The 21,976-nt window shown below is 44.6% G+C and carries 16 protein-coding genes; 9 read left to right on the top strand and 7 right to left on the bottom strand.

Features of this window, described 5'->3' with window-relative positions; all coding sequences use genetic code 11:
- Positions 1–6 precede the first annotated feature (6 nt).
- Positions 7–1,644: an eicosapentaenoate synthase subunit PfaD gene (gene pfaD, locus MD535_RS06440; RefSeq protein ID WP_265674053.1), complete on the top strand. Its 1,638-nt coding sequence runs from the start codon at positions 7–9 to the stop codon at positions 1,642–1,644.
- A gap of 968 nt (positions 1,645–2,612) precedes the next feature.
- On the opposite strand, the gene MD535_RS06435 is transcribed toward pfaD, so the two are convergent.
- Complete coding sequence (locus MD535_RS06435) at positions 2,613–2,951, bottom strand: cytosolic protein (protein ID WP_265674052.1); 339 nt, start codon at positions 2,949–2,951, stop codon at positions 2,613–2,615.
- 316 nt (positions 2,952–3,267) lie between these two features.
- Here MD535_RS06435 and MD535_RS06430 point away from each other — a divergent pair, with 316 nt between their 5' ends.
- Both MD535_RS06430 and MD535_RS06425 read left to right on the top strand, forming a co-directional pair.
- The gene (locus tag MD535_RS06430; protein ID WP_265674051.1) at positions 3,268–3,783 is read left to right on the top strand and encodes a DUF3087 domain-containing protein; all 516 of its coding nucleotides are present in this window, start codon (positions 3,268–3,270) and stop codon (positions 3,781–3,783) included.
- A 16-nt stretch (positions 3,784–3,799) separates the two neighbouring features.
- Positions 3,800–3,991: a YwbE family protein gene (locus MD535_RS06425; protein WP_265674050.1), complete on the top strand. Its 192-nt coding sequence runs from the start codon at positions 3,800–3,802 to the stop codon at positions 3,989–3,991.
- Positions 3,992–4,157: 166 nt separating this feature from the next.
- On the opposite strand, the gene MD535_RS06420 is transcribed toward MD535_RS06425, so the two are convergent.
- The 5 genes from MD535_RS06420 to MD535_RS06400 form a co-directional block, all read right to left on the bottom strand.
- Entirely contained in the window at positions 4,158–4,328 is a 171-nt protein-coding gene (locus MD535_RS06420) for a hypothetical protein (RefSeq protein WP_265674049.1), read from the bottom strand.
- Between the two features lie 239 nt (positions 4,329–4,567).
- Positions 4,568–6,205, bottom strand: a complete 1,638-nt coding sequence (gene bcsG / locus MD535_RS06415) for a cellulose biosynthesis protein BcsG (RefSeq protein WP_265674048.1) — start codon at positions 6,203–6,205, stop codon at positions 4,568–4,570.
- 3 nt (positions 6,206–6,208) lie between these two features.
- A complete protein-coding gene (locus MD535_RS06410; protein ID WP_265674047.1) occupies positions 6,209–6,361 on the bottom strand; it encodes a hypothetical protein in 153 nt (50 codons plus the stop codon).
- A complete protein-coding gene (locus tag MD535_RS06405; protein WP_265674046.1) occupies positions 6,358–7,200 on the bottom strand; it encodes a BcsE family c-di-GMP-binding protein in 843 nt (280 codons plus the stop codon). The genes MD535_RS06410 and MD535_RS06405 overlap by 4 nt, the downstream gene beginning before the upstream one ends.
- A gap of 130 nt (positions 7,201–7,330) precedes the next feature.
- The gene (locus MD535_RS06400) at positions 7,331–7,786 is read right to left on the bottom strand and encodes a hypothetical protein (protein ID WP_265674045.1); all 456 of its coding nucleotides are present in this window, start codon (positions 7,784–7,786) and stop codon (positions 7,331–7,333) included.
- 305 nt (positions 7,787–8,091) lie between these two features.
- Between MD535_RS06400 and MD535_RS06395 the strand changes: the two genes are divergently transcribed.
- From MD535_RS06395 to MD535_RS06375, 5 genes are read left to right on the top strand one after another with little or no spacing between them, the layout of a single operon-like run.
- Entirely contained in the window at positions 8,092–8,817 is a 726-nt protein-coding gene (locus MD535_RS06395; protein ID WP_265674044.1) for a cellulose synthase operon protein YhjQ/BcsQ, read from the top strand.
- Position 8,818: 1 nt separating this feature from the next.
- Positions 8,819–11,365, top strand: coding sequence for a UDP-forming cellulose synthase catalytic subunit (bcsA, locus tag MD535_RS06390; RefSeq protein WP_265674043.1), 2,547 nt, complete (start codon positions 8,819–8,821; stop codon positions 11,363–11,365).
- A 10-nt stretch (positions 11,366–11,375) separates the two neighbouring features.
- The gene (gene bcsB / locus MD535_RS06385) at positions 11,376–13,613 is read left to right on the top strand and encodes a cellulose biosynthesis cyclic di-GMP-binding regulatory protein BcsB (RefSeq protein WP_265674042.1); all 2,238 of its coding nucleotides are present in this window, start codon (positions 11,376–11,378) and stop codon (positions 13,611–13,613) included.
- On the top strand, positions 13,606–14,727 hold the full coding sequence (gene bcsZ, locus MD535_RS06380) for a cellulose synthase complex periplasmic endoglucanase BcsZ (RefSeq protein ID WP_265674041.1): 1,122 nt from the start codon (positions 13,606–13,608) through the stop codon (positions 14,725–14,727). Before bcsB ends, bcsZ begins: the two co-directional genes overlap by 8 nt.
- A complete protein-coding gene (locus MD535_RS06375; protein ID WP_265674040.1) occupies positions 14,727–18,308 on the top strand; it encodes a cellulose synthase subunit BcsC-related outer membrane protein in 3,582 nt (1,193 codons plus the stop codon). The genes bcsZ and MD535_RS06375 overlap by 1 nt, the downstream gene beginning before the upstream one ends.
- An 88-nt stretch (positions 18,309–18,396) precedes the next feature.
- Here the strand turns inward: MD535_RS06375 and MD535_RS06370 are convergent, their stop codons facing one another.
- On the bottom strand, positions 18,397–20,844 hold the full coding sequence (locus MD535_RS06370; protein WP_265674039.1) for a metallophosphoesterase: 2,448 nt from the start codon (positions 20,842–20,844) through the stop codon (positions 18,397–18,399).
- Between the two features lie 260 nt (positions 20,845–21,104).
- Here MD535_RS06370 and MD535_RS06365 point away from each other — a divergent pair, with 260 nt between their 5' ends.
- Positions 21,105–21,779: a hypothetical protein gene (locus MD535_RS06365; protein WP_265674038.1), complete on the top strand. Its 675-nt coding sequence runs from the start codon at positions 21,105–21,107 to the stop codon at positions 21,777–21,779.
- Positions 21,780–21,976: the final 197 nt, after the last annotated feature.

Raw genomic sequence — 21,976 nt, 5'->3', positions numbered from 1 at the left:
ATTATAATGACAACACAACTAACCATGAACAACGAAAAGCTTTCTCCATGGCCGTGGCAAATTGAAGACAGCACGACGCATTTTGACCCAGCGACAATGGCAACCATTCTTAAAGACTTAAGCCTTGGCTGCTATGTGGTGAACCATCCTGAGAAAGGATTGGGGCTTAGCCAACACGCAGAAGTGACGTCAGGTGACGCGGCAAGCGCAGCAAACAGCCAACCTGTCAGCGCTTATGCGCCAGCGCTTGGTACACAAAGCCTTGGCGATGAAGAGTTTCGTCGCTGCCACGGGGTAAAATACGCTTACTATGCGGGCGCGATGGCAAACGGCATCTCTTCGGAAGAGCTGGTTATTGCCCTTGGTCAAGCGGGTATTCTCTGTTCATTTGGCGCAGCGGGTCTTATTCCGTCTCGCGTTGAACAAGCGATTAACCGCATTCAAGCGGCGCTACCAAACGGCCCGTACGCGTTTAACTTGATCCATAGCCCAAGTGAACCAGCGCTTGAGCGTGGCAGCGTGGAGCTATTTTTGAAGCACAAAGTGAAGACGGTAGAAGCGTCGGCATTTTTAGGCTTAACACCGCAAATCGTCCACTACCGAGCGGCAGGTCTGAGCCGTGACGCTAAAGGCGAGATTCAGATTGGCAACAAGGTCATCGCTAAGGTGAGCCGTACGGAAGTGGCCAGCAAGTTCATGGCGCCTGCGCCGGTGAAAATGCTGCAAGCGTTGGTGGATGAAGGGCGCATTAGCGCTGAGCAAATGGAACTGGCGCAGCTGGTGCCAATGGCTGATGATATAACTGCAGAGGCTGACTCTGGTGGTCACACGGACAACCGTCCACTGGTGACGTTACTGCCAACAATTTTGGCATTGAAAGACAAAATCCAAGCCCAGTATCAGTTTAAAACCCCGATTCGTGTTGGGTGTGGCGGTGGTGTTGGTACACCAGACGCCGCACTAGCGACCTTTAATATGGGCGCGGCATACATTGTGACGGGCTCAATCAACCAAGCGTGTGTAGAAGCGGGCGCGAGCGAGCATACCCGTAAGTTGCTTTCTACCACTGAAATGGCTGATGTGACGATGGCGCCTGCGGCTGATATGTTTGAAATGGGCGTGAAGCTGCAAGTGGTGAAGCGCGGTACCTTGTTCCCAATGCGTGCCAACAAATTGTACGAGATATACACCCGTTACGACTCGATTGAAGCCATTCCTGCCGACGAGCGCCACAAGCTTGAGACTCAGGTATTCCGTTCAACCTTGGATGATATCTGGGCTGGTACGGTAGCGCACTTTAATGAACGTGACCCGAAACAGATTGAACGTGCAGAAGGTAACCCAAAGCGTAAAATGGCGCTTATCTTCCGCTGGTATCTGGGTCTTTCTAGCCGCTGGTCAAACACGGGTGAAAAGGGCCGTGAGATGGATTATCAAGTATGGGCTGGTCCTGCACTAGGCGCGTTTAATGCGTGGGCAAAAGACAGCTATCTTGATGATTACCAGCAGCGTAATGCGGTTGATCTTGCAAAACACTTGATGCATGGTGCCGCGTATCTAGCGCGTATTAATTTACTCACTTCACAAGGCATTAAATTAACGCCAGAGCTTGCACGCTGGACGCCGAACCAACGAATGGCTTAAGTGGTTTCTCACTTGATGGTTAATAGGTCACTTGATGGTTAATATGTCACTTGATGGTTAATGTGTGACGAAATCGTTAACGTATGACCTGATGGCTAATATACACGCTAAGCGATCTCTTTAAGAGGTCGCTTTTTTTTCTTCCGTCGAGGATAGGCTGCTGTCCGTGGATAGCCTCACGTTTGTTCATGGTTATGGTCTATTAATGACAACGTCTTGTTTACGTAAAATCGGCGAGGTGGCCATTCTCTCCGTGTATCTTGTGCGAGATCACTCACAAGGACGTAAGTATTGGCCGTTATCAGCGTGAAGACTTTGAAGGTTGTGATTTTAAGCTATTGTTTTTTAATGAATTACTCTAAGTGGGTTTGATAGGTTCTGGGTTTTTACATCTTAGTAACACATCAATTCCCCTTAATTGCATTATTATATCTCTTGTCGACAGGATAGCGACACGGAACAGGAAGCGCTTAAGGAATGGGCATCGTCAGGAAGACGATTCGATGGTTTAGGAAGCGCCGTCGGCACGGAGAGCAAACAGGACATTGAAAGGATGCAACCGTTACTAGGATAGGTAACGAACTAAGGAAGGCAGTGGACACTTTTGGACGAAGTAGGGAACAAGCATCAGGATGGATGTTAAGGACACCGGTTAGGAACGAGTGATGAGTGCTAGCGAGGATGGTTAGCGGGTAAGGAATACCGTTTGGACACCGCTAGGATGGCGATGAATGGAATAAGCTGACGGACTTCAGCATTACTGTCATGGATTGATGCATGGAGCACCTTTAGTCGCTGGATTGCGGCGAGTAAGAGATATAACCCCGAAGCCGAAAGGTCTCGGGGTTTTCTTTTTTTGGGATTACCTCACGCGACACCATAGTTATTTTTTTGATGAGGTTGACTTACTTTTCCCCGCTCCCTTGCTAGGGATACCAATTCGCCGGTTTCAACTTACTGAGTAATTTTCAGTCCATTCGGGTAATAAAGGTTTGCTCGTCATCCACAAAAGCCACAAACCCTCCGTGGTAGATAAACACTCGGCCACGCCCCTCAACTAGGCAGGCAAGCTGTGGGTGTAAATCTTCTTCGTTATCCTTGCTTTGATAGGTGCCGGTATCGGTGATTACGCCGCTAAATGTGGGCAAATATCCGTAAGTGCGCCTGGCTTGATCAATCAGGCTCAATTCGCTGTCGATAGAGAAGCAGGATGGAATCGCACCGGCTTCTTCGATAAACATCGTTTTTAGTTCTTCAAAAGCTGTAATCACCAGCCAGTCGATGCCGTTAACATGATGGATAAACATAGAGTTTCTCGATAATTCTGATTTGGAGATTTTATCACTATCAGGGGAGGACGTAGTAGAGATTTAGGTACTAAAGGTGGTAATTCTGTACCATTTGCTGACATTCACTAGTCTAACTTTGCACACGTTTTTCTCCAGAAAAGAGTTTCACTGTGCGGGTTTTTCTTATTATTCGTTTCGAAAATATAAATGGCGTGTCATTGTTGGAGATCGTCTAACTAAGTCGTGCCATTAACGACACAGACTTGAAAGAAGGTGGCCTGCGTATCATAGCATGAGTTATCATGGGGTTAGATTTCGCTAACCAGTTGGATTTATGAAGTTAATTAACATCGATAAAATGATATATAAGCAGCGTCTAAACGTTATTACGATTGCAATTGTTGTAGCATTAGCGGTACTTTCTGTTGGTTTTGGTAGCGTATTGATTGCTTTCTTTGGGTCGCAAAGTCCTACCGCGGAGTCAACAGGCAATTTTCACTTAAACGTAATGGGTGTTATCGCCGCCGCGCTCGTTTGTGTTGCTGTATTGTCTAAATTGAAAAATACACCCTACTTTGAAGAGGTGTACTACGTTTGGCGTTTGAAAGCGTTGCAAAATCGTATTTATCGCAGAATTAAACCCATCAAGCAGCGAGTCAGTGACAATGATCGCGACGCGATCGTTGTACTTAATTTCTATTACCATAGCTTAAAGCAGGTCTACTCTCTCGATAACAATACGCTTACGCTCAGTGAACTAGAAAAAAATATACAGATGTTGCAAGCGCAGATAGATTCTCTATCAATGGATATTGATGTCGAAGACTTTGATCCACGCTTGATTCAATAATTAACAAGGTAAGATTATGAATGGAACCACGCGCGCGAATATTCAGCCCGGGATTGAAGTGAAAATAGTGCTAAAGCAAGACCAACGTAGTGGTCACTTAACGTCAGGAATAGTAAAAGACTTACTTACTAATTCACCGAGTCATCCTCACGGCATCAAGGTTCGCTTAGAGAGCGGAGAGGTAGGGCGAGTGAAAGTTATTGTTTAAGATAGAGCGTTCACGTTCGGTGTAATGGCTAGCGTCGTCATAGCGTTTGAACGTCCGCCATATTTATCACCAGCACGGAGTGATACCGTGCTGTTGATGAATATGGCGATAACGATTTCGGTGGAGGCTTAGACGTATGCCCAAAAGCTACGCAATATAAGTAAACTTAGTCCTTTTTCTCAATCGTCACTTCAATGGTTTTGCTGGTTCCGGCAAACCACTTTTGAACATAAAGCGACCCCACAATGGGCGCCGTGCCTTCATCTGGAACTTCCTTGTAACGAACGCTGTTTTTGGTTTCTTTTTCGTATTCGAATCGAACCGTTTTGTTAGACATGATTTCTCCGGCATATTTTATATAGTGGTGCGGATTTATTGTAACGGAATATAGCAAGATTTGAATCGTATCGGAAAGCTTTCTACACCGACATGGAAGGTATAGTGGTAGCCGATGAATGCCTTTAAAAATGCAACCTCAATAACCATGTGTGATGGCTGTTGAGGTTGCTGTGAGACACGTATGAATCGCGTCTATTTCCTTTGTCGCAGCAAACTATTTCTTTTGTCGCAGCAAACTTACTGCTTGTATTCGGTCCACGACGTTTCATCAAAGCTATAAAATTGTTTCCCCTGAACTTCGAGCATAGTCGTTCCTTGGTTCTGAGAAACAACAGGGGTTTGCGGTAAGTTTGCAACCAGCGAACTAAGTGACCCGTCTGCTCCGTTATAGATACCACTGGACGCAATATTGGCGATTAAGTCACTTATCGCCAAAAAGCTTACCGGGGCATTGACGCTCACTTGTTGATGATTGGTCAGTGAAACGTCGCCAAAAAATTTCACACCGACGGGAACGGAGGTGATCGCTTTAGTTGGTATTTCACGCATACCAGATATCTGCATACGGTCACCACGTACCGCTGCACCGTGTTCTGGTAAAACAACCACGACAACATTGCGTCCACTTGTTTTTAAATTTTGGAAAAATTCGTAAAGGTCATCTAGGAGTTGAGTTTGTTGTCGCTTATAGGTGACAAGCCGTGATCCAGATTGACCGATAACGCGATTACCATCGTGAATACTAATGGTGTTGTATAAGCTCACTGTTGGGTTGGCGTGGTTGATCTCACTCCATTTCGACAGGATGTCTCGGTCACTATAAATTTTTGTCCCGTCAAAGGCGTATTGGGAGGGTTGCATTGTGTCTACATCTATAGCGGCAGTAAAAGAACCGATGTTGCTGGCAATATGCTTGTTGAACCCGTCGAACTTACCGTCATGATTCATTAATACCTCTTTTTCAAACCCAAGGCGATGGAGCTGGTCGAATAAAGAGCATTGCTTGGTTAACTTGCTATTAAAGAGGTCGGCGTGGCTTTGTTGACCACAGTTAGCACGAAGGATGCGCAGTACCGCGGGGCCGCTATAGGAAGTAGCGGAGTTGAAATGATTAAAAACGATATCCAGCTCTTTAAAGAGTGGGTGATCGATGTTGCCACTAAATTCTAAGTCATCCCAGCCTAACGAGCAGATATTAACAAATAGAATGTCATAGTTAGGCGTAATGTTTTCCACCGATGATAGCGTTGAGGTGAGGGTTGACTGAACAGAAAAAAAGTCGCTGAGGTAACGATTCAACCCCGCTGATGAGGTGTCGATTTCTGTGATACTGCCATTTTCTGGATTGATATTCGCTTGATTTGTTATTCCACTGGACGAAGAGAGGCTTCCCGTACTGGCTTGTACTAGGTTGGTCGTGGCGGAAGGTTGCCATACAGATGCTGGGATGGAGCAGGTAACCATTCCGATGACTACAAAGGTGGAGAGTCGGAACATTTGATTTAAATAGAGGTAACCAATGCTCGCAAGTAATACTAAAAGGACAAAGTCGAGCGAAACAAAGTCAACGGCAAGAGAAAGTAAGTAACTTGAGTCAAATTGGCTGATGAGCTCCCATTGGCTCGTTAATCGGTCTAGCGGTGGGAGAAATGAATCATGATGTAAAAGCAGTAGCGCAGCACCCGCAGCAATACAATGGCGGAGTCTGTTGAACCAACCCTTAGGAAGCGGAAGGGCAATAAAAGCGAGCAACGCAAAGTTATATAGTGGGTCAAACTTAAGGGTATCACTCCAAAACAGAATAACTTTTAATGCGAAGTAGACTGTCCACCAGCCTAGGTACCAAGAGTAAGTGCGAGAAGTTGTCGTATTCATAGTTTAGAACTTAGTTTTCTTCAGATGTTTAGGGTGCTTAAAAGCAAACAAATAGAGTGCTTTCATTAAGCGAAATCCTATTGGTGCTAACAAACAAATAGCAATGCCAAGCCCAGTAAAGAAAAAGGCGACGATTAGGAACTCATTGATGTTCATACCATCTCCCAGTCGACTTTTATCGCTTTACTACTCGATAACACGGTTTTTTTCACAGTAGTGTTCTGCAAAGCTTCAGCAGTACCTAAATGATGTTGATTCAGGGTGTGCAATTTTGCCACAATGTCATCGTGCTTGGTTAATGTGTTGGTTTGAGAAAAAATTTCATTTGTCGCGACCGTAAATACATTAGAGAGCGCTTGAGAAACTTCATACAGTCTCAGCGAGCTGAAAAAGAGTACTAGGCGGCCGTTTACGCAGGTGGCAATGTCACCTTTACGTTTTAATTTGCAATAGCTCGTGGCTTCGCTCATCGGCACCGATGAAAATGGGATAAGCTCAACAAGCGCAAACTCCAGTTGAGAGTGCTGTATCTTACTGATGACATCATTGGTTATATTGAAAAAGTCGTCAAAGGGTTGAATGCCGCTATGCATTAATGGGCTTTGAAAGTAGCCCTGTAGCGTAGGTAAGTCTATGTTATGACTATCCATCTTAGTCAGTGATGCGAGGCGTATTTGGTCAAATAGTACGGAATCTGAGCGGTGGTGTTCAATAATACTTTGCACCCCAGCATTGATCAGCATATGAAAATCATTATAGCGAATGCAGGGCTTACTTTCTTTCACTAGAACCCGAAGAGATGCGCCAAATTTTTGTTTTAAAGTAAAAGCTTGCTGAGTGACATGTTCGATATCATGAAAGCCTTGGCAGTTAAACACGATAACCGCGTCTTGCATACGAGAAACACTGGTTTCAATCTCACTGCTACAGCTAAATACATGGTAGCCATGTGCAGTGATAAAATGGTGTGATGCGGCACCATTATGGATAAACACAGGTAATGACTCCGTCAGTACGTGGCTGGTCGGCGAGTTATCCAGTTTGAATATTTTGTTGCTAATATACCGATCGCCAGAAACGTACGTTATAACATTAGAATAGAGGTTTCCTTGAATCGTGGTTATTTCACCAAGGTAGTAGCCGCCAACTGGTGTTATTTTTTTTTGTGACCGCTGGAATGTAAGAATATTCTGAATTAACCACAAATATTGTAAGGAGTTCGAATATCTCAACACATCGTTGAATGATGACTTCAACGTCAAAGTGTTTCAAATTGTGTCGGTCTAAAATGATAACGTAATGCGCCCCTTCGACATGGTTAATTTTTGTTAAATCATCCAAAAAGTCCGCAGCTGGCAATGTATTATCGGGCAGATAAATCGCTGAGAACATAATATTTAGGGCACTCTTTAGGTTATATGACACTGATATATCGGCAATTTGATCTTGTAATATACCCGCTTTATTCATATTTGAAAGCAATACGGTAAAGCTGTTATTTATTAATGGGATGTTAAAGTTGTTAATTGCGAGCGAGTGCATGTTTTCCCAAGAATCGATGCCTATAACTTGTTGAATCATTGAAGAAAGGTACCTTAGGGGCTGCCGTTTTGTTAAAAGTAGTGTACTATGCCGCCTGGTTATTAACAATTACATTCAGAGTGCAAATGTCAAAGGGTACGTCGGATATTTCGCAAATTTACCAGTCGTATGGTTTGGATTGTGAATCTTATAAAAATTTAGAAAGAGAACAAGAATTAAAGTCGACTTATGCTAAATGGCAATTTTTAGGTAAGACGGTAGAAAGTGATGGAAGTATAAGCAACCTAGCGCAGTGCGTAGAAGGTAAAGCAAGTAATAAGCTTGTTAGTGCGAGAGAGTAATAAATGTCTGTAATTTCGGTTCAAGGAATAAATAGTGGTGCTGGTGCAAGCACTATTGTGGCAAATATGGCAGCGGCCTATTCTGAACGTGGCCACAAAGTCCTTGTTATTGAACTCGATACTCGCAATCTAATAGGTTGTTGGTTTGGTCAGAACGCATTAGACAATGACGGCTGGACACGCGCGTACATTAGCGGAGGGGCGTGGAATCAAGGTTTATTTAAAAGCCCCGCTGGAACGTACTTTCTTCCCTATGGGGATGCTGCGCTTGATATTGAAATTGCCTCTAACGTTTTAAAAGAAATGCTCCAAGCCGCATTACTTAAATTCGAGCACATCATCGTTCTGCTTCCTAATGATCTTAACATCGAGGACTATGGGGTAGTGTGTGATTTAGCGATCAAGGTGGTTAACCCCACTCCCGTGTCTGTCATGATGTTGTCTAGGTGGCTACAAAATAACGACTCGATGAGCAATGTTCGCTTTGTGATGAACTTGTGTCGACATGATGTTCGATTGTGCCTCGATTTAACGCTAGTACTGGAAGAAATGCTTGGCGATAGATTGTTTTCTTCCTACGTTTATTTTGATATTGCGATTCAGGAGGCGTTTGCAGAGTTATCAAACGTCATGGTCTCGGCGCTTTATGCGCAGAGTCATACAGAATTCAAACAACTTGCAACAGTCACACTGTCATATCTGGAACAGGTTCAACGTCAGGAAAAATGAGATGATTGTAGCTAAGACGTTTGTTTCCCCTGAAGTTTATCGAGCGTTTTCTGAATCGTTACAGATCCCCGAATACTCGCTGAGTACCCGACACTTATTTCTTTTTATGTTGTATTTGTGCTCAGTAGCATTTTTACGACGACCTTTAACTCGGACAACCTGGGCTAAGACATTCCCTCAGGTGAACTTCGATCGCTTTAAAGTTTCAGATAACTTCCGTGTATGCATTCAATTACTGTGGTTGTTATGTGTTAAACAAAATTTTGTCTTTGGGCAATGGCATTTTGTTACTCATCTACGAGTCATTGGAGCAGGGATGCATCAGTGTGTTTCGGGATTGCGATATCTCACTCAGGCAATTATTTCATTGCTTGATAGTAAACTAGAGTCTATGGGTTCAGAAAAGAGAGCGAACCGAGTACTGCCAAATCCTCTGTTATATGGCATCCTTTTTCTACTCACGCTATTGTGCTTAACCGTCCCATTTTCTATCCCTGCTCAAGTTGTGTTTGTGGGTACGTTAGCGGTTATTGCTTTTTCTATTCGCGGATTGAAGGGGCGCCTTCCCAATTTACTTCTTATTATTCTTTCGCTGATCGCCTCTTGCCGTTATATATGGTGGCGATATACATCGACGATTAATTGGGATAAAGACTTAGATATGATCCTCGGTTTGGTATTGCTTATAGCGGAAACGTATTCATGGATGGTATTGCTACTTAGTTATTTTCAGTCAATTTGGCCACTGAATCGCAAACCTGTTTTACTGCCGTCCTCCACGCAAACATGGCCTACGATTGATCTGTTCATCCCTACTTATAATGAGGAACTTGAAGTCGTAAGAGCAACCGTATTGGCGGCGAAAACGATAGATTGGCCGAAAAGCAAGCTAAACATCGTGATTCTTGACGACGGCAAGCGCGATGATTTCCAAGCGTTTTCTGAGCAAGTTGGTGTGGGGTATATTCGCCGTCCAACGAATGAGCATGCCAAGGCGGGTAACCTTAACTACGCGTTAGCGCAGACATCGGGAGAGTTTGTGGCAATCTTTGATTGTGACCACATTCCTACCCGCGCGTTTTTTCAAGTGACGATGGGCGCCTTTCTTAAAGATGAGCAGCTTGCATTGGTGCAAACGCCTCATCATTTTTTCTCTCCTGATCCGTTTGAGCGTAATCTATCAAATTTTCGAAAACTGCCTAACGAAGGCAACTTGTTTTATGGCTTGATTCAAGACGGCAATGACATGTGGGATGCAACCTTCTTTTGTGGTTCATGTGCCATATTGAGACGGAAACCATTAGAAGAGGTCGGAGGCGTTGCGGTTGAAACGGTGACAGAAGATGCTCATACCGCGTTAAAAATGCATCGTCTGGGATACCGAAGTGCTTACTTGAAAGAGCCGATTTCGGCAGGGTTAGCCACGGATAGTTTATCAGCCCATATTGGGCAAAGAATCCGCTGGGCTAGAGGTATGGCGCAAATTTTCCGGGTTGATAACCCGTTGCTTGGCCGCGGATTAAAGTGGCAGCAAAGGCTATGTTACTTAAACGGTATGATGCACTTTTTAAGTGGTATTCCGCGTCTGGTATTTATGGTCGCACCGCTGGCGTTTTTGCTTCTTGATGCTTATATCATCTATGCACCAGCCATCGCGATTGTTCTGTTTGTGCTGCCGCATATTTTTCACGCTAATGTGGCAAACTCGCGCATTCAGGGTAAATATCGTCATTCGTTTTGGGGTGAAGTATACGAAACGGTACTTGCTTGGTATATCGCTATCCCTACTACAGTGGCACTCATTGCGCCAAACAAAGGCTCATTTAACGTAACGGCGAAAGGCGGACTAATCCAATCGAGTTTCTTTGATTGGAACATTAGTAAGCCGATCATCGCACTTTTACTGTTGAATTTATTGGGTATGAGTGTGGGGGTTTATCGTCTATTTGATCATGAATTTACTGAAACGACCACGGTGTTAGTCAATTTGTTTTGGACAACTTATAACTTGTTTGTTTTAGGTGTCGCGTTGGCGGTAGCAGCAGAAGAGAAGCAAGTTCGTCAAACGCATCGGATTGACGTGGATTATCCTATCTCTTTTACCACGACAGGTGGCCACCATTATCCTGCTCAGCTAAAAGATTTTTCTTTTGGCGGGTTAGGCTTTGAAACACACCCTGAGATTAAACTTATGGTCGGCGACAAAGTTCATGTGGCATTGCAGCGTTACGGTATTACGGAATCGTTTCTATGTGAGATTAAATTTTGTCGGAACGGCACGGTAGGTACCCAACTTATGCCGATGACATTGGAAAAAGAGAAACATTTTATTCAATGCACGTTTGCTCGTTCAGACACGTGGTCACAATGGCAGAAATCATACGATGAAGATAAGCCATTGGAAAGTTTGAAAGGTATGGCTTTTGTGAGTGTGATTGGATTTAGAAAAATAGTGGACTATAGCCCAAAGGTGGTTCAACGGGCGTATTTCGCAATGGAAAAGTGTATTTTTATTTTGGTGTCGTTTAGACCGAAATGGACGTCTTAGGAAAGTAATAATGAAAATAATGCGAGCTCTCTCTATTTTATCATTGAGCATGATTTCATCGGTACTGTCGGCTGCAGCGACAAGCGCCGATCTAACGAGCCAGTCTAATGGTACGGTGGAATATACTTTTGCGGACATTTCTGGGGACTCATCTATTGCGATGAGGGGCAACCAAAGTACCGCTTTTCTTGGTTTTGGCTCTCGACTCGATCAAGTCATCACTGGCGGAACGCTACATTTAGAGTTTTTACCTTCACCCGCTCTCAAGGCCTCCGTATCCCATGTGCGAGTCTTCCTAAATAATGAACTGATGGACGTGGTTCAAATCAGCAATAGCGATACGGTTCAAAAGCAGAGCCAAACCATTGCACTCGACGGACGTTTCTTTAAGAATTACAACCAACTAAAGTTTGAACTGAGCGGTCAAATTGACGCAATGTGCAGTGACGGAAGCGATCCTGCGTTTTGGTGGGAGCTGAGTTCAGCAAGCTCCATTGAGCTTAATGTACGTAGTTTGGCGATAGCGAATGAATTAAGTCTATTGCCAGCGCCGTTTTTTGACGCGCGTGATTTTCATGACGTTACTATTCCATTTGTCGTGCCAGAAGGTTTAACGTTGACGGACGTTCATTCTGTGTCGACGGTGGCCAGCTATTTTGCCAGTCACGTAAAATGGCGAGACATTGAGTTTCCGGTTTATAGCGATCGATTACCAACTCGACATGCCGTCGTGTTTGCCACTAATAATGCTAGACCTGCATTTCTAAAAGATTTACCTGACATTACACAGCCGACGATCCAGATGGTGAGTCATCCAGAAAACCCGAATATTAAATTGTTATTGCTTCTAGGAGCGGATGAGCAACAACTGTCATTGGCCGTGAAAGGGCTGGCCTCAAGTAATCAGTTAATGTCTGGGGAAGTTGCCTATGTGAAAAAGGTGGAAAATTTACAGCAACGCAAACCTTACGATGCACCCAACTGGCTGCCAACTGATAGGGCGGTGAGATTTTCTGAGTTGATTGAGGGCGACTACCAACTTGAAACACAAGGCGTTAATTTAGCGCCAATCAATGTGAGCTTCACCTTACCTCCAGATCTATTTACCTGGAACGCCAATTCTATACCGATGAAGTTGAACTTCCGTCATTCACCGCCTCAAGAGGGGACAGCCAGCTCAAAAATGAGTGTTACTGTCAACGATCGTTTTGTCCGAGCTTTCTCACTTGATGACACTGATCCGCAACAAGTTTCGGTTTGGCGTCTTCCTGTTCTAGGCAGTGAGTCCTTCAGCGAATCTAAAAAGGTAAATGTCCCAGGCTTTAAAGTCGCGACAAGCAATACTGTTGGTTTTAATTTTGAGTTAGCGAAAAGCGTCGCAGGGGAGTGTCAGGGAAGTTCTTCTTCAATACAGTATGCGGCCATAGATGGTAACTCAACGCTCGATTTTTCAGGATTTCCTCACTATATACGTATGCCAAACAGTCAAGTGTTTGCGAGCTCGGGTTTTCCATATTCTAGAATGGCTGATCTATCTGAGACCGCGATTGTGATTACGCCTCAACCAAGTAACAAGGAAATAGAATTGCTGTTAGAAACCGTTGGCTTTATTTCAAAGAAGACGGGTTTACCGGCATACCGCTATACGCTTTTAGATACATGGGATGAGGCTAAGCTAGCGGATAAGGATATTCTGGTATTGGGTATCCAGTCAGCCTCTCAATTTGGACTCGCCTCTGAGTCACTGGCCTACGTCAATTCATCGGAAGATGGTCAATTTATGACGGCAACAGTGAAAGCGGAAGTCACCAAACCGCGCGGGTTTGCGAAATTAAGCGGGCAATCTCCAACGGTTGCAACGCACTTATCGACGCGCGGAGAGTTTGCGTCAATGGCCAGCTTTGAGTCGCCATTGACGGCCAACCGAACGGTGACGGTATTATCAGCTCGTAATGAACATTCCATCCCGTTATTGCAAAAGGCGCTGGCGGAGAACAGCGCCAAATTGTCAGGTTCAGCTGTCGCCATTACCAAATATGATATTAACGGTTATCAGATAGGGGATAACTATTTTGTGGGTTCGCTCCCTTTATATGACCTAGTGTGGTATCACTTCTCCGATAGACCCATGTTGATGGTCATTGTCGCGTTACTGCTGGTCATGGGTTTCACCTTAGTGATATGGCGAGTACTCAGAGCGTATGCGTCACGTCGTTTAAATGAATCTACGGGGCAGCATAATGAATAAGCTACTGGTTACTTTTCTTCTTTTGCTGTCTTTTTCTAACGTTTGGGCGAAAGACCAATCAGCGTGGCAGGAATTTAAACAGGTTTACATCATCGATAATGGGCGGGTGATTGATGGCTCGGACCCAAGACGGATCACCACCTCTGAAGGACAATCTTATGCATTGTTCTTTGCATTAGTGGAAAACGATCGACAAACCTTTGATCGCTTATATGAGTGGACTCGCATTCACCTTGCCGAAGGTGACTTGACCGCTCGCTTACCTGCTTGGTTATGGGGAAGTGAAAACAATCGCCAGGGCGTGTTGGACGATAATTCAGCATCAGATTCTGATCTATGGATCGCCTATACATTAATTGAGGCAGGGCGGCTGTGGCAAAGTGATTACTATCAAAACGTGGGCTATTTATTAGCGTTGCGCATTTTGGCTGAAGAAACCGTGAGCTTAACGGCAGGGAGTCGTCAGTTACTTCCGGGCAAAAAGGGCTTCATGAGCGAATCTGTCGCTAAGCTCAATCCTAGCTATGTGCCCTTGCCGCTACTGGCGAAGTTTGCTTATTCATCTGACGATAAACGCTGGCAGGAACTATGGGCAGGGTCTGTCGAGCTACTACTGCAAACTCAGTCACACGGTGTCAGCCCTGATTGGGTGCTTTATGATGGGAAACGTTATTTCTACGATAAGAATACGACAGCCGCAGGAAGTTATAACGCCATACGTACGTATTTATGGGCAGGTATGATGCCTTCAGACATGGAAGGGCAGGTGGAACAGCTTCATTCCTTACAACCTTTCGCGAAGGCGATTAGCAATAATAAGCAAGTTCCATTGACGACGTACGCAGATAGTGGCTTGACTCAAGGCACGTCTCCTGTTGGTTTTACCGCAGCAATGCTGCCCTTTTTGGTCGCGAGTGGTGAGACCGAGCTTGCTGCTGCCTTCGATTTAGAGGTGAAAACACAACTTATTACTGATAGAGACAACGAATACTACAACAATGTGTTGGCGATATTCGGAACGGCTTGGTATACCGACAAATTTCGATTTAATGCCAAGGGGGAATTGATTGTACCTTGGGCCAGTAACGCACAATCTACGGGTCAGGCTGAATAATGGTCAAAGTGCCTCATCTTGCGGTTGGCTTGTGTACCCTCGCTTTATCGAGTGTCATCCCTGTAGGTGCCATGCCCGTTGCGCCAGTGATTTATTATCAATCTGCGCCAACTTGGCTAGAAAATCAGATTGTTATCGGTGAGCTTAAACAAGACGAAGAGTTAGTGTTCTCTGCGGTAGAGCGCTGGCTTGCCATTGACCCGGAAAATCCCGAGGCCTTGTTTGCAAAAGGTCGTTGGTTGGTGAGAAATGATCAGCTTGATTTAGCGTCATCACTGCTGCTGAAAGTGAAAAAACAAGGCAACAGAGACGTGATTCGTGCATTCGAGTCTTACCTGTTAGTCAATGTCGAGCGAAAAAGTGATTTTAACCAAATTATCCTGTTGCAAAAAGGTGGACAGAATGAAGCCGCGCTAGCACGTTTTAATGATTTGTTTGGTGATCAACGCCCCGATATTACCTATGAGCTTGAGTATCTAGATTTATTATCCACCTTTCCCGAGCGTGCCGATGAAGCCCTGCAAGGCTATCAAGCACTTGATAGCGCTTTTCCACATGTGGGGGAGATCCGAATTCGGCTGGCACGTCATTTAGCTCGTTATTACGATGAAAAACAAGCGATCGCCATTTATCAAGACTTAGCGAATGACGCTCAGCTTGGCGTTTTTGCCAGCAGTTTATGGCTAAATGAACTCGATTCACAGCCACTTTCTCAACAATGGTTTGACACCTATTCACGGGTTGCCAGTTATCACCCTACTAATTTAGCGATCCAGCAAAAATATGAAACAGCGGTCAATCGTTGGTCGCAGGAAAAGACGTTGCGAAAAGATCCCCGTTATCGTGCAAAGCTACGTGCGTTAAAAGAGGTGGATAACAGTCAATACTCACAGTCCGGATTGAGCGCATTGCTTGCCGCTAATAAAAAGTGGCCGAATTCACCGGATATTTTGATTGCCCTAAGCCGACATGAATTTCAACGTGGTAATTATAAGGCATCATTAGCCTACCTGCATCAAGCCGAGACCAATGATGACAATCCAGATTTAGCGGATTTTTATTTGTCTCAGAAGCGCTCAATTGAGTACTGGCAAGCGATTGACTTAGCGCGCCAATCGATTATCGCTCAGAATTTTACTCAGGCGGAAGCCTATATTAATAGAGCGCTAAAAACGGATGAAAGCATTGCACTGGGTTATGTGCTGAAAGGGCAAGTATTACGTAGCAAAGGCGAAGTAGAACAGGCCAACCAGTGGGCGAAAAAGGCCATAGAGATAGAGCCGCTAAGTACTAGCGCACTTGAGCTTTGGGTTGAAACGTATCGCCCGAATCTTGGTGTGGAAGGTCAAATGCTCGCTCTTAATACGTTATCGTCGCAGCAGCGTAAAGCACTACGCGCTTTTTCTGCGCGTGTTGAGCACAGCGTTATATTGAACCGGTTGAAAGTCGTGGACGCTTTATCCCCTACGTTAGCGCAATCAAAATTGTTTCAAGATGTCGTGGCAAGTACAGCCGATCTACCGTGGCTGAAAAAAGAGATTGCTGAGCAGTTACTTCGTTTAGGTCAACCTGAATTAGCCAACCGCACGATGCGTAACGCTTACATTGAGCATCAGGATGCTCAACACAGCCACGCTTACTCATTGTTTTTGGTTTCACAAAATCGCTGGGAAGAGGCGTACGGTGTTGTTAATGAGAATAAGTATGTAAATTTAACGCCGTCTGAGCAAGCCACCTTCACTCGAATTACGCTTGAATATCACCGTCAGGTGGCACGAAACAAACAAGCTAATGACCAAGTTATTGAACCCTATATTCGCCGCCTTTCTAAGCAAAACTTGCCGATTGCAATCGTGCTGTGGAACGAATTTGGGTATCAAGATCAGGCGAATACAGCGCTAGCCTCGGTGGATGTTAGCCAACTGCAAGATTACGAGCTTGTTCTTTATTCTCAAGTGAGCTTTGACCTCAATCAAGCCGCGCTCCATCACGCCGTTTATAGCCAAGTGCACAACCGAGAAATAAACGTATCGGTTATCAATGAGCGAGAACAGGCGTTTAACGCAGACCGCTACCTTGCCAATAACCAAGCAGGGAAAGCGACAGCGCTTTACGTTGAATTGATCAATGATGGTTTTGATTTAGGTTCGGAGCGATACCTTTTACTCGTAGAGCAGTCCCCCGAGCATGCAGAAGCGTTAATTAAGGCTTCTGCGGATAATGTATTTCAGCTGACAAAAGAGCAGTTCTTGACCGCTGAAATTGCAGCAATAAGAACGAATAACCAAGCGTATATCAACTTTTTCAACAATCATTCGACGCAAAAAACGCTGACGGCATTTGATTATTGGCGACTAGAGGAAGAAGCCAATGAGATAGACAATCATGCCCTTGTACAACGTTATGCGGAAAAGAGTTTGCTTCTTGATGATAAAGAGCGCCATGAACTCGCCAACGTCCGTACCATGAGAGCGGCCTATCGAAATGCCGATGATCAGTGGATGACGAATGATCTTATTTCAACGTTAGATGTGCTTCGAGAGCGAAATCAAAGCTATGTGATGTTTGGCGCTGAGTATAATTCCGTACCCAATGGTGCCACATTTCTAACCGCGCCCATCGAGTTAAGTATTGCCATGCCTGATTGGGATGGTCACTTAAAACTCCGAACTGAAAGTGTGTACCTAAATAGCGGTGAGTTAACTTATTATAACGAAGGTGTTAGCTTTGAACGCAGCCGCGTTGGGCAAGCATTTTCAGTCGGCTGGGAAGCGCCGCAATGGCGCGCAGATATCGGTACCACGCCACTGGGCTTTAGGATCAATGACTGGGTTGGTGGGATAGAGGGAACAAGTACATTTGGCGATGTTTCTATGCGCGCGAGCATAAGTAAACGACCAGTGACGTCTAGCCTAATTTCTTATTCGGGTCTTGAAGTGGCTGATCGCCGTGGCAATGTGACGGAATTTGGTGGTATTACCCGTACAGGAGGTACCGTCAGTGCATCATGGAATGATGGGCGGCCCTATGGCTTTTGGGGCTACGGTGAGTACCATAAACTAAGTGGAAAAAATGTGGCAGACAACGACCGACTATCCGGTATGTTTGGTGGCTACTACAACCTAATAAGCAGTAATGATCAAGCCTTGTCCGTAGGCAGCTCGCTCTTCTATATGGGATACGACAAAAACGTAAACGAGGTCGTGATTGGTCACGGTAATTACTACAGCCCACAATCTTATGTGTCGGTTTCATTGCCGGTCTCTTACTATCGACGAGTTAATTATGATTGGACATACGGTGCTCGTGGGACGGTATCTGTCTCTAATGCGAGTTTTGACGCTCCGTATCAGTTAGGTGGCAGCGCGTCAACTAGCTCTGGGGTAAGTAGTGCCGTGCAGTTATATACGGAGTACAAAATGACAGACCATTGGACTTTGGTTGGTTATCTTTCTCAGCAATTTTCCAGTGATTATCAACCGAGTTTGTTCAATCTCTATTTCAAATATCACTTTGACCCTGCATGGGAGAGTGCGGAGCTGCAACCCGATCCATTAAGGCTCTACTCCAATTACTATTAGAGTAACGTTCTTAAGCAGCCCTGAAGAGTCAGCGCTGCTTAATGGTTTGTCTAACGTCATTGTTTATCTAACGTGAGTTTTTATAGAGCTATTTAAGCCGTATTGTTTGCAAGTGCTGTGTTTGCGATGGGCTAGGCGCCGCTTTCATAAACTTAGCACGTTGCTTAATCCACTTGTGCGCCCAATCTTCAGGCGCATTTTCATAGAATCTTTCCACCGTTTGGTTGAGCTCGCGTACCGTCGGTGTGAATGTCAACACACTTTTGGCGGCGCCCATACTCGCGACTTCAACATCGGTTAGCGGTCTTGGTGTGTACAACAGCGCATTTAAATAAACCGGCTCTGCTTCGTACTTTTGATATTCAGTATCAGTAAATAAGCGCATGGTGTTTTTATTCATTGCCCATTTAAACCCTTCGCCGGCGCTGTAGCGCATCGTTGAGATGAACTTGCCATCTGCATAGAGCTTGTAAACCACATCACCCGCCTCTGAGGCATAAAAGACCAAGGCAATACGGTACCAAGTATTGGCGTTGAACGTACCTGCGTATTGTGAATATAGCCCTAACTGGTTGCTTTCATTTAAGTATATTTCGACCTTGTTGTTGAGGTCATTGGCATCTAGGATCGCTCGATATTCATTACTACTGTTGTCGGGCCAAAGTACATCAAAGACTAAGGTGTAATTAGAGATGAGATCTTGTGATGCAAAGTCGCCATTTGCGGCATGCGTTGTTTTCAAAGCAAACTCGCCATTTTCATCTGCAATGAGCGCTTCAAGCTTAATAACGTTACCTATAGCGCCATCAGGAAGAGCGGGTATACCCAATGAATCCGTAGTCCCACACGTCATAATATCGCCATCACAGTTTGCCGCTTCGCCCGTATTGCTCTGTAGCGATAGGGATGAAAGTTGACTTTGCTCGCCAGTGAATATGGTCGCAGGATCATTGAAGTTCCATATGGTTGTCGCGTTGATTACGTCATTGTCACAGCTATAAAGTACGTCGTCTGAATCAATAAATTGGCAGTTGGCGGTGCGATTTCGTGCATAAACGTCGTACAGTTGCCAAGCTTCGGCAATGAGTACCGCGTCGTCTTTTTCATAATAGGCCGCATTAAAAAACAGTTCAGGGTTCCACGCCGCTGATTTGAATAAGGCGACGTTATAGCGCTTTTGGTCATCAATCTGATCCATGGTAGGGCCGTTGTACTGCAGTTCGTTTCTAGCATTAGCCATGAGTTTGAGTTCAGAGCCTAGCACTTGAACTTGATATAAAGCGCTAAAGCCTGGGGTGTTGGCAGGTTGCCTTTCTATCGGGTAGGAACGATGGAAATGCTCTTGTGTTAATGACCCTGGTGCCCATATTTCGCTGTCTTCAATTTCATTTTCATCAAGAATACTGGCATCAATAGCGAAGTATTGGTCCGTTTCTGGGTTGGTGAATGATCGCATAGCGTTGTACAAAATATCACGCATCTGCGTACGAGTTGGTTGCCCTTTCGATACGGAAATTTCGGTGTGTGCATCGGGGGCGTAGCGACCAAGAATAGCGTCTATTTTGTGTTGTGTTGTACTATCAACGGGCGACATGAGTTCTATATCGGTACTGACAATAGGCTGGGATATCACGGCTGATTTGTCAGCAAGGTTAAAGGTGATGTCAACTTCGGTATAACCCTTGGCGTTAAAATCAGGCAGTACCACCATGGTCTTATTAATTAATTCGGTCGCCGGTGTGGTATGTGAATGTCCACCAAGAATTAAATCGATGCCGTCAACGTAAGTCGCGAGTGCTTTATCCGTCCCAAAGCCCAAATGGCTGAGCATGATCATATAGTCTACATCTTGTGCATAGTCACGGATGAGTTGTCGTGCTCTGTCGTTCCAGTCCCAACGCATACTGAAGTCAGGAATAAAATCGGTTTCAGGGGTAACTTCTTGATCTAGTTCATTCCAGGGGCCAGATGTCATGCCAAAAAAGCCAATTTTGATACAGCCTACTTGTGCAATAGCAAAGTTCACACCATCAAAGCCTTGTGGATCGCTTCCGTAATATTCAGTATTAGAAGCCAGAACAGTGGCGACATCGTCTTTTGAATATTTGAGTAGTTGTTCAGGCCCCCAAGCAAAGTCATGGTTACCAATAACTCGATAGTCAAAAGCTAGGGCTTGAGTCGCTTCTAACGTCGCATCTCCACGTGATAGCTGCTCGGCGACAGAGCCTTTTTCATAATCATCCCCACCATTAGTAAATAATGTATAGGGTTGCTCTGACAGTGCCTGATTATGTACGGCCTTAATTTTGCTGTAGTACTTTTCTTGGAATCCAAAATGACCATGAAGATCGGCAACATGAATAAATCTTACGGTTTGAGTCGTTGCCAAAGCGTCACATTCTGGTCCAAAGCTTTTAACGGGGGCGGTTGGAATACGATCGCCGAGTGATACGGTATCATCACTATTACATGCAGTGAGAAACATCGGGACAGCGCAGGCTATGAGGATAGAAAGAGAATGTCGACTAACGTTCATGATTTCTTTTAAATTTTAATAAGATAGGTGGATTCTATCAGAGTCATCAATTATTCAGAACGGAATGAGGAATAATTTACTGTGAAACTGCGAAGTAAACGATGCTGTGGTGATATAGTGGCGTATAGTTCTGTAATTATCGAAAATTCAGTGACCTAGCAGTGAGGGAATTGACTGACAATAGCCATGTAAGTAAATAGCTGTGTAAGTAAATAGTCGCGTAAGTATCAACTAGCCATGATGTTAATAGGAAGAATGGTATGCAAAAAACAATGAGATTATGGCTGGAGGGTAGGCGACACAAGCCAATAAATAGCCTGTTTAAGAAAGTACGGTTCTTTACGTTGTCATGTTTCACTACCTTGTCATGTTTCACTACCTTGTCATGGTTCACGGCGTTGCTATGTTCCACTGCGGTTGGTCAAGTTCAAGCCAATTGGGTCAATGACTTCATCGCAGGCCATACTGAGATTATTGACTTAGAGGATGTTGGGGTACTCGCGGATGTCTATGATTGTGGAGAAACCGAGCATCAATATTATTGTGGGTTTGATTTGGATTACCGCGGCGTTCCAATGAATGCGGAAATACACCTTGTGAAAGGGCAAGTCACCCACATTAAATTCACCGCCGATATGACGCCATACCATTACACACGTCTTCCTTATAACCTTCGTATTGATAGTTATCAGCTGGAAGAAGTGACGATTGGCCAAGAAAAACTTAACGTACCCGAATCGCTGAAAAATCATTCTTCAGATGACGTGGATAAGAAACTGGTTGAATTTTTGAACTTACATCCCATTTCTGACTCTAAACTATTTACCTGGATTCATAAAAATGAGATTCAGAATAGGTTCATTGCAGAAAAACTCTGTATGAAAAGTGACAAAGAGCAGATTTCGCTCGAATGGATTTCGAATCCAGCTTTCTAACGTTGTCACACAATAGTCTTACGGTTGTCATTTCACTGTTACATAACGTAAGTAACTTGGAATGCGTAGAGTAGAGAAGGAGTTAACCCATGAAAAAAATGAGACGTGCTCGACTTCATCGTTGTCGTATCCAGTATTGGAAAGAAACCAATCAAAAAACAACGGATAGAGAAAAAGCATAAATTAATCAATGCTAT

It is taken from the genome of Vibrio qingdaonensis, from assembly GCF_026191675.1.
Lineage (GTDB): Bacteria > Pseudomonadota > Gammaproteobacteria > Enterobacterales > Vibrionaceae > Vibrio > Vibrio qingdaonensis.
This window is presented reverse-complemented; position numbering and strand designations above follow the sequence as displayed.

Coding starts and splice junctions, on each gene's coding strand:
- MD535_RS06395 (WP_265674044.1), top strand. CDS start 8,092: ATGTCTGTAATTTCGGTTCAAGGAATAAATAGTGGTGCTGGTGCAAGC.
- MD535_RS06375 (WP_265674040.1), top strand. CDS start 14,727: ATGGTCAAAGTGCCTCATCTTGCGGTTGGCTTGTGTACCCTCGCTTTA.
- bcsA (WP_265674043.1), top strand. CDS start 8,819: ATGATTGTAGCTAAGACGTTTGTTTCCCCTGAAGTTTATCGAGCGTTT.
- MD535_RS06425 (WP_265674050.1), top strand. CDS start 3,800: ATGAATGGAACCACGCGCGCGAATATTCAGCCCGGGATTGAAGTGAAA.
- pfaD (WP_265674053.1), top strand. CDS start 7: ATGACAACACAACTAACCATGAACAACGAAAAGCTTTCTCCATGGCCG.
- MD535_RS06370 (WP_265674039.1), bottom strand. CDS start 20,844: ATGAACGTTAGTCGACATTCTCTTTCTATCCTCATAGCCTGCGCTGTC.
- bcsZ (WP_265674041.1), top strand. CDS start 13,606: ATGAATAAGCTACTGGTTACTTTTCTTCTTTTGCTGTCTTTTTCTAAC.
- MD535_RS06430 (WP_265674051.1), top strand. CDS start 3,268: ATGAAGTTAATTAACATCGATAAAATGATATATAAGCAGCGTCTAAAC.
- bcsG (WP_265674048.1), bottom strand. CDS start 6,205: ATGAATACGACAACTTCTCGCACTTACTCTTGGTACCTAGGCTGGTGG.
- MD535_RS06420 (WP_265674049.1), bottom strand. CDS start 4,328: ATGTCTAACAAAACGGTTCGATTCGAATACGAAAAAGAAACCAAAAAC.
- MD535_RS06435 (WP_265674052.1), bottom strand. CDS start 2,951: ATGTTTATCCATCATGTTAACGGCATCGACTGGCTGGTGATTACAGCT.
- bcsB (WP_265674042.1), top strand. CDS start 11,376: ATGAAAATAATGCGAGCTCTCTCTATTTTATCATTGAGCATGATTTCA.
- MD535_RS06365 (WP_265674038.1), top strand. CDS start 21,105: ATGCAAAAAACAATGAGATTATGGCTGGAGGGTAGGCGACACAAGCCA.
- MD535_RS06410 (WP_265674047.1), bottom strand. CDS start 6,361: ATGAACATCAATGAGTTCCTAATCGTCGCCTTTTTCTTTACTGGGCTT.
- MD535_RS06400 (WP_265674045.1), bottom strand. CDS start 7,786: ATGATTCAACAAGTTATAGGCATCGATTCTTGGGAAAACATGCACTCG.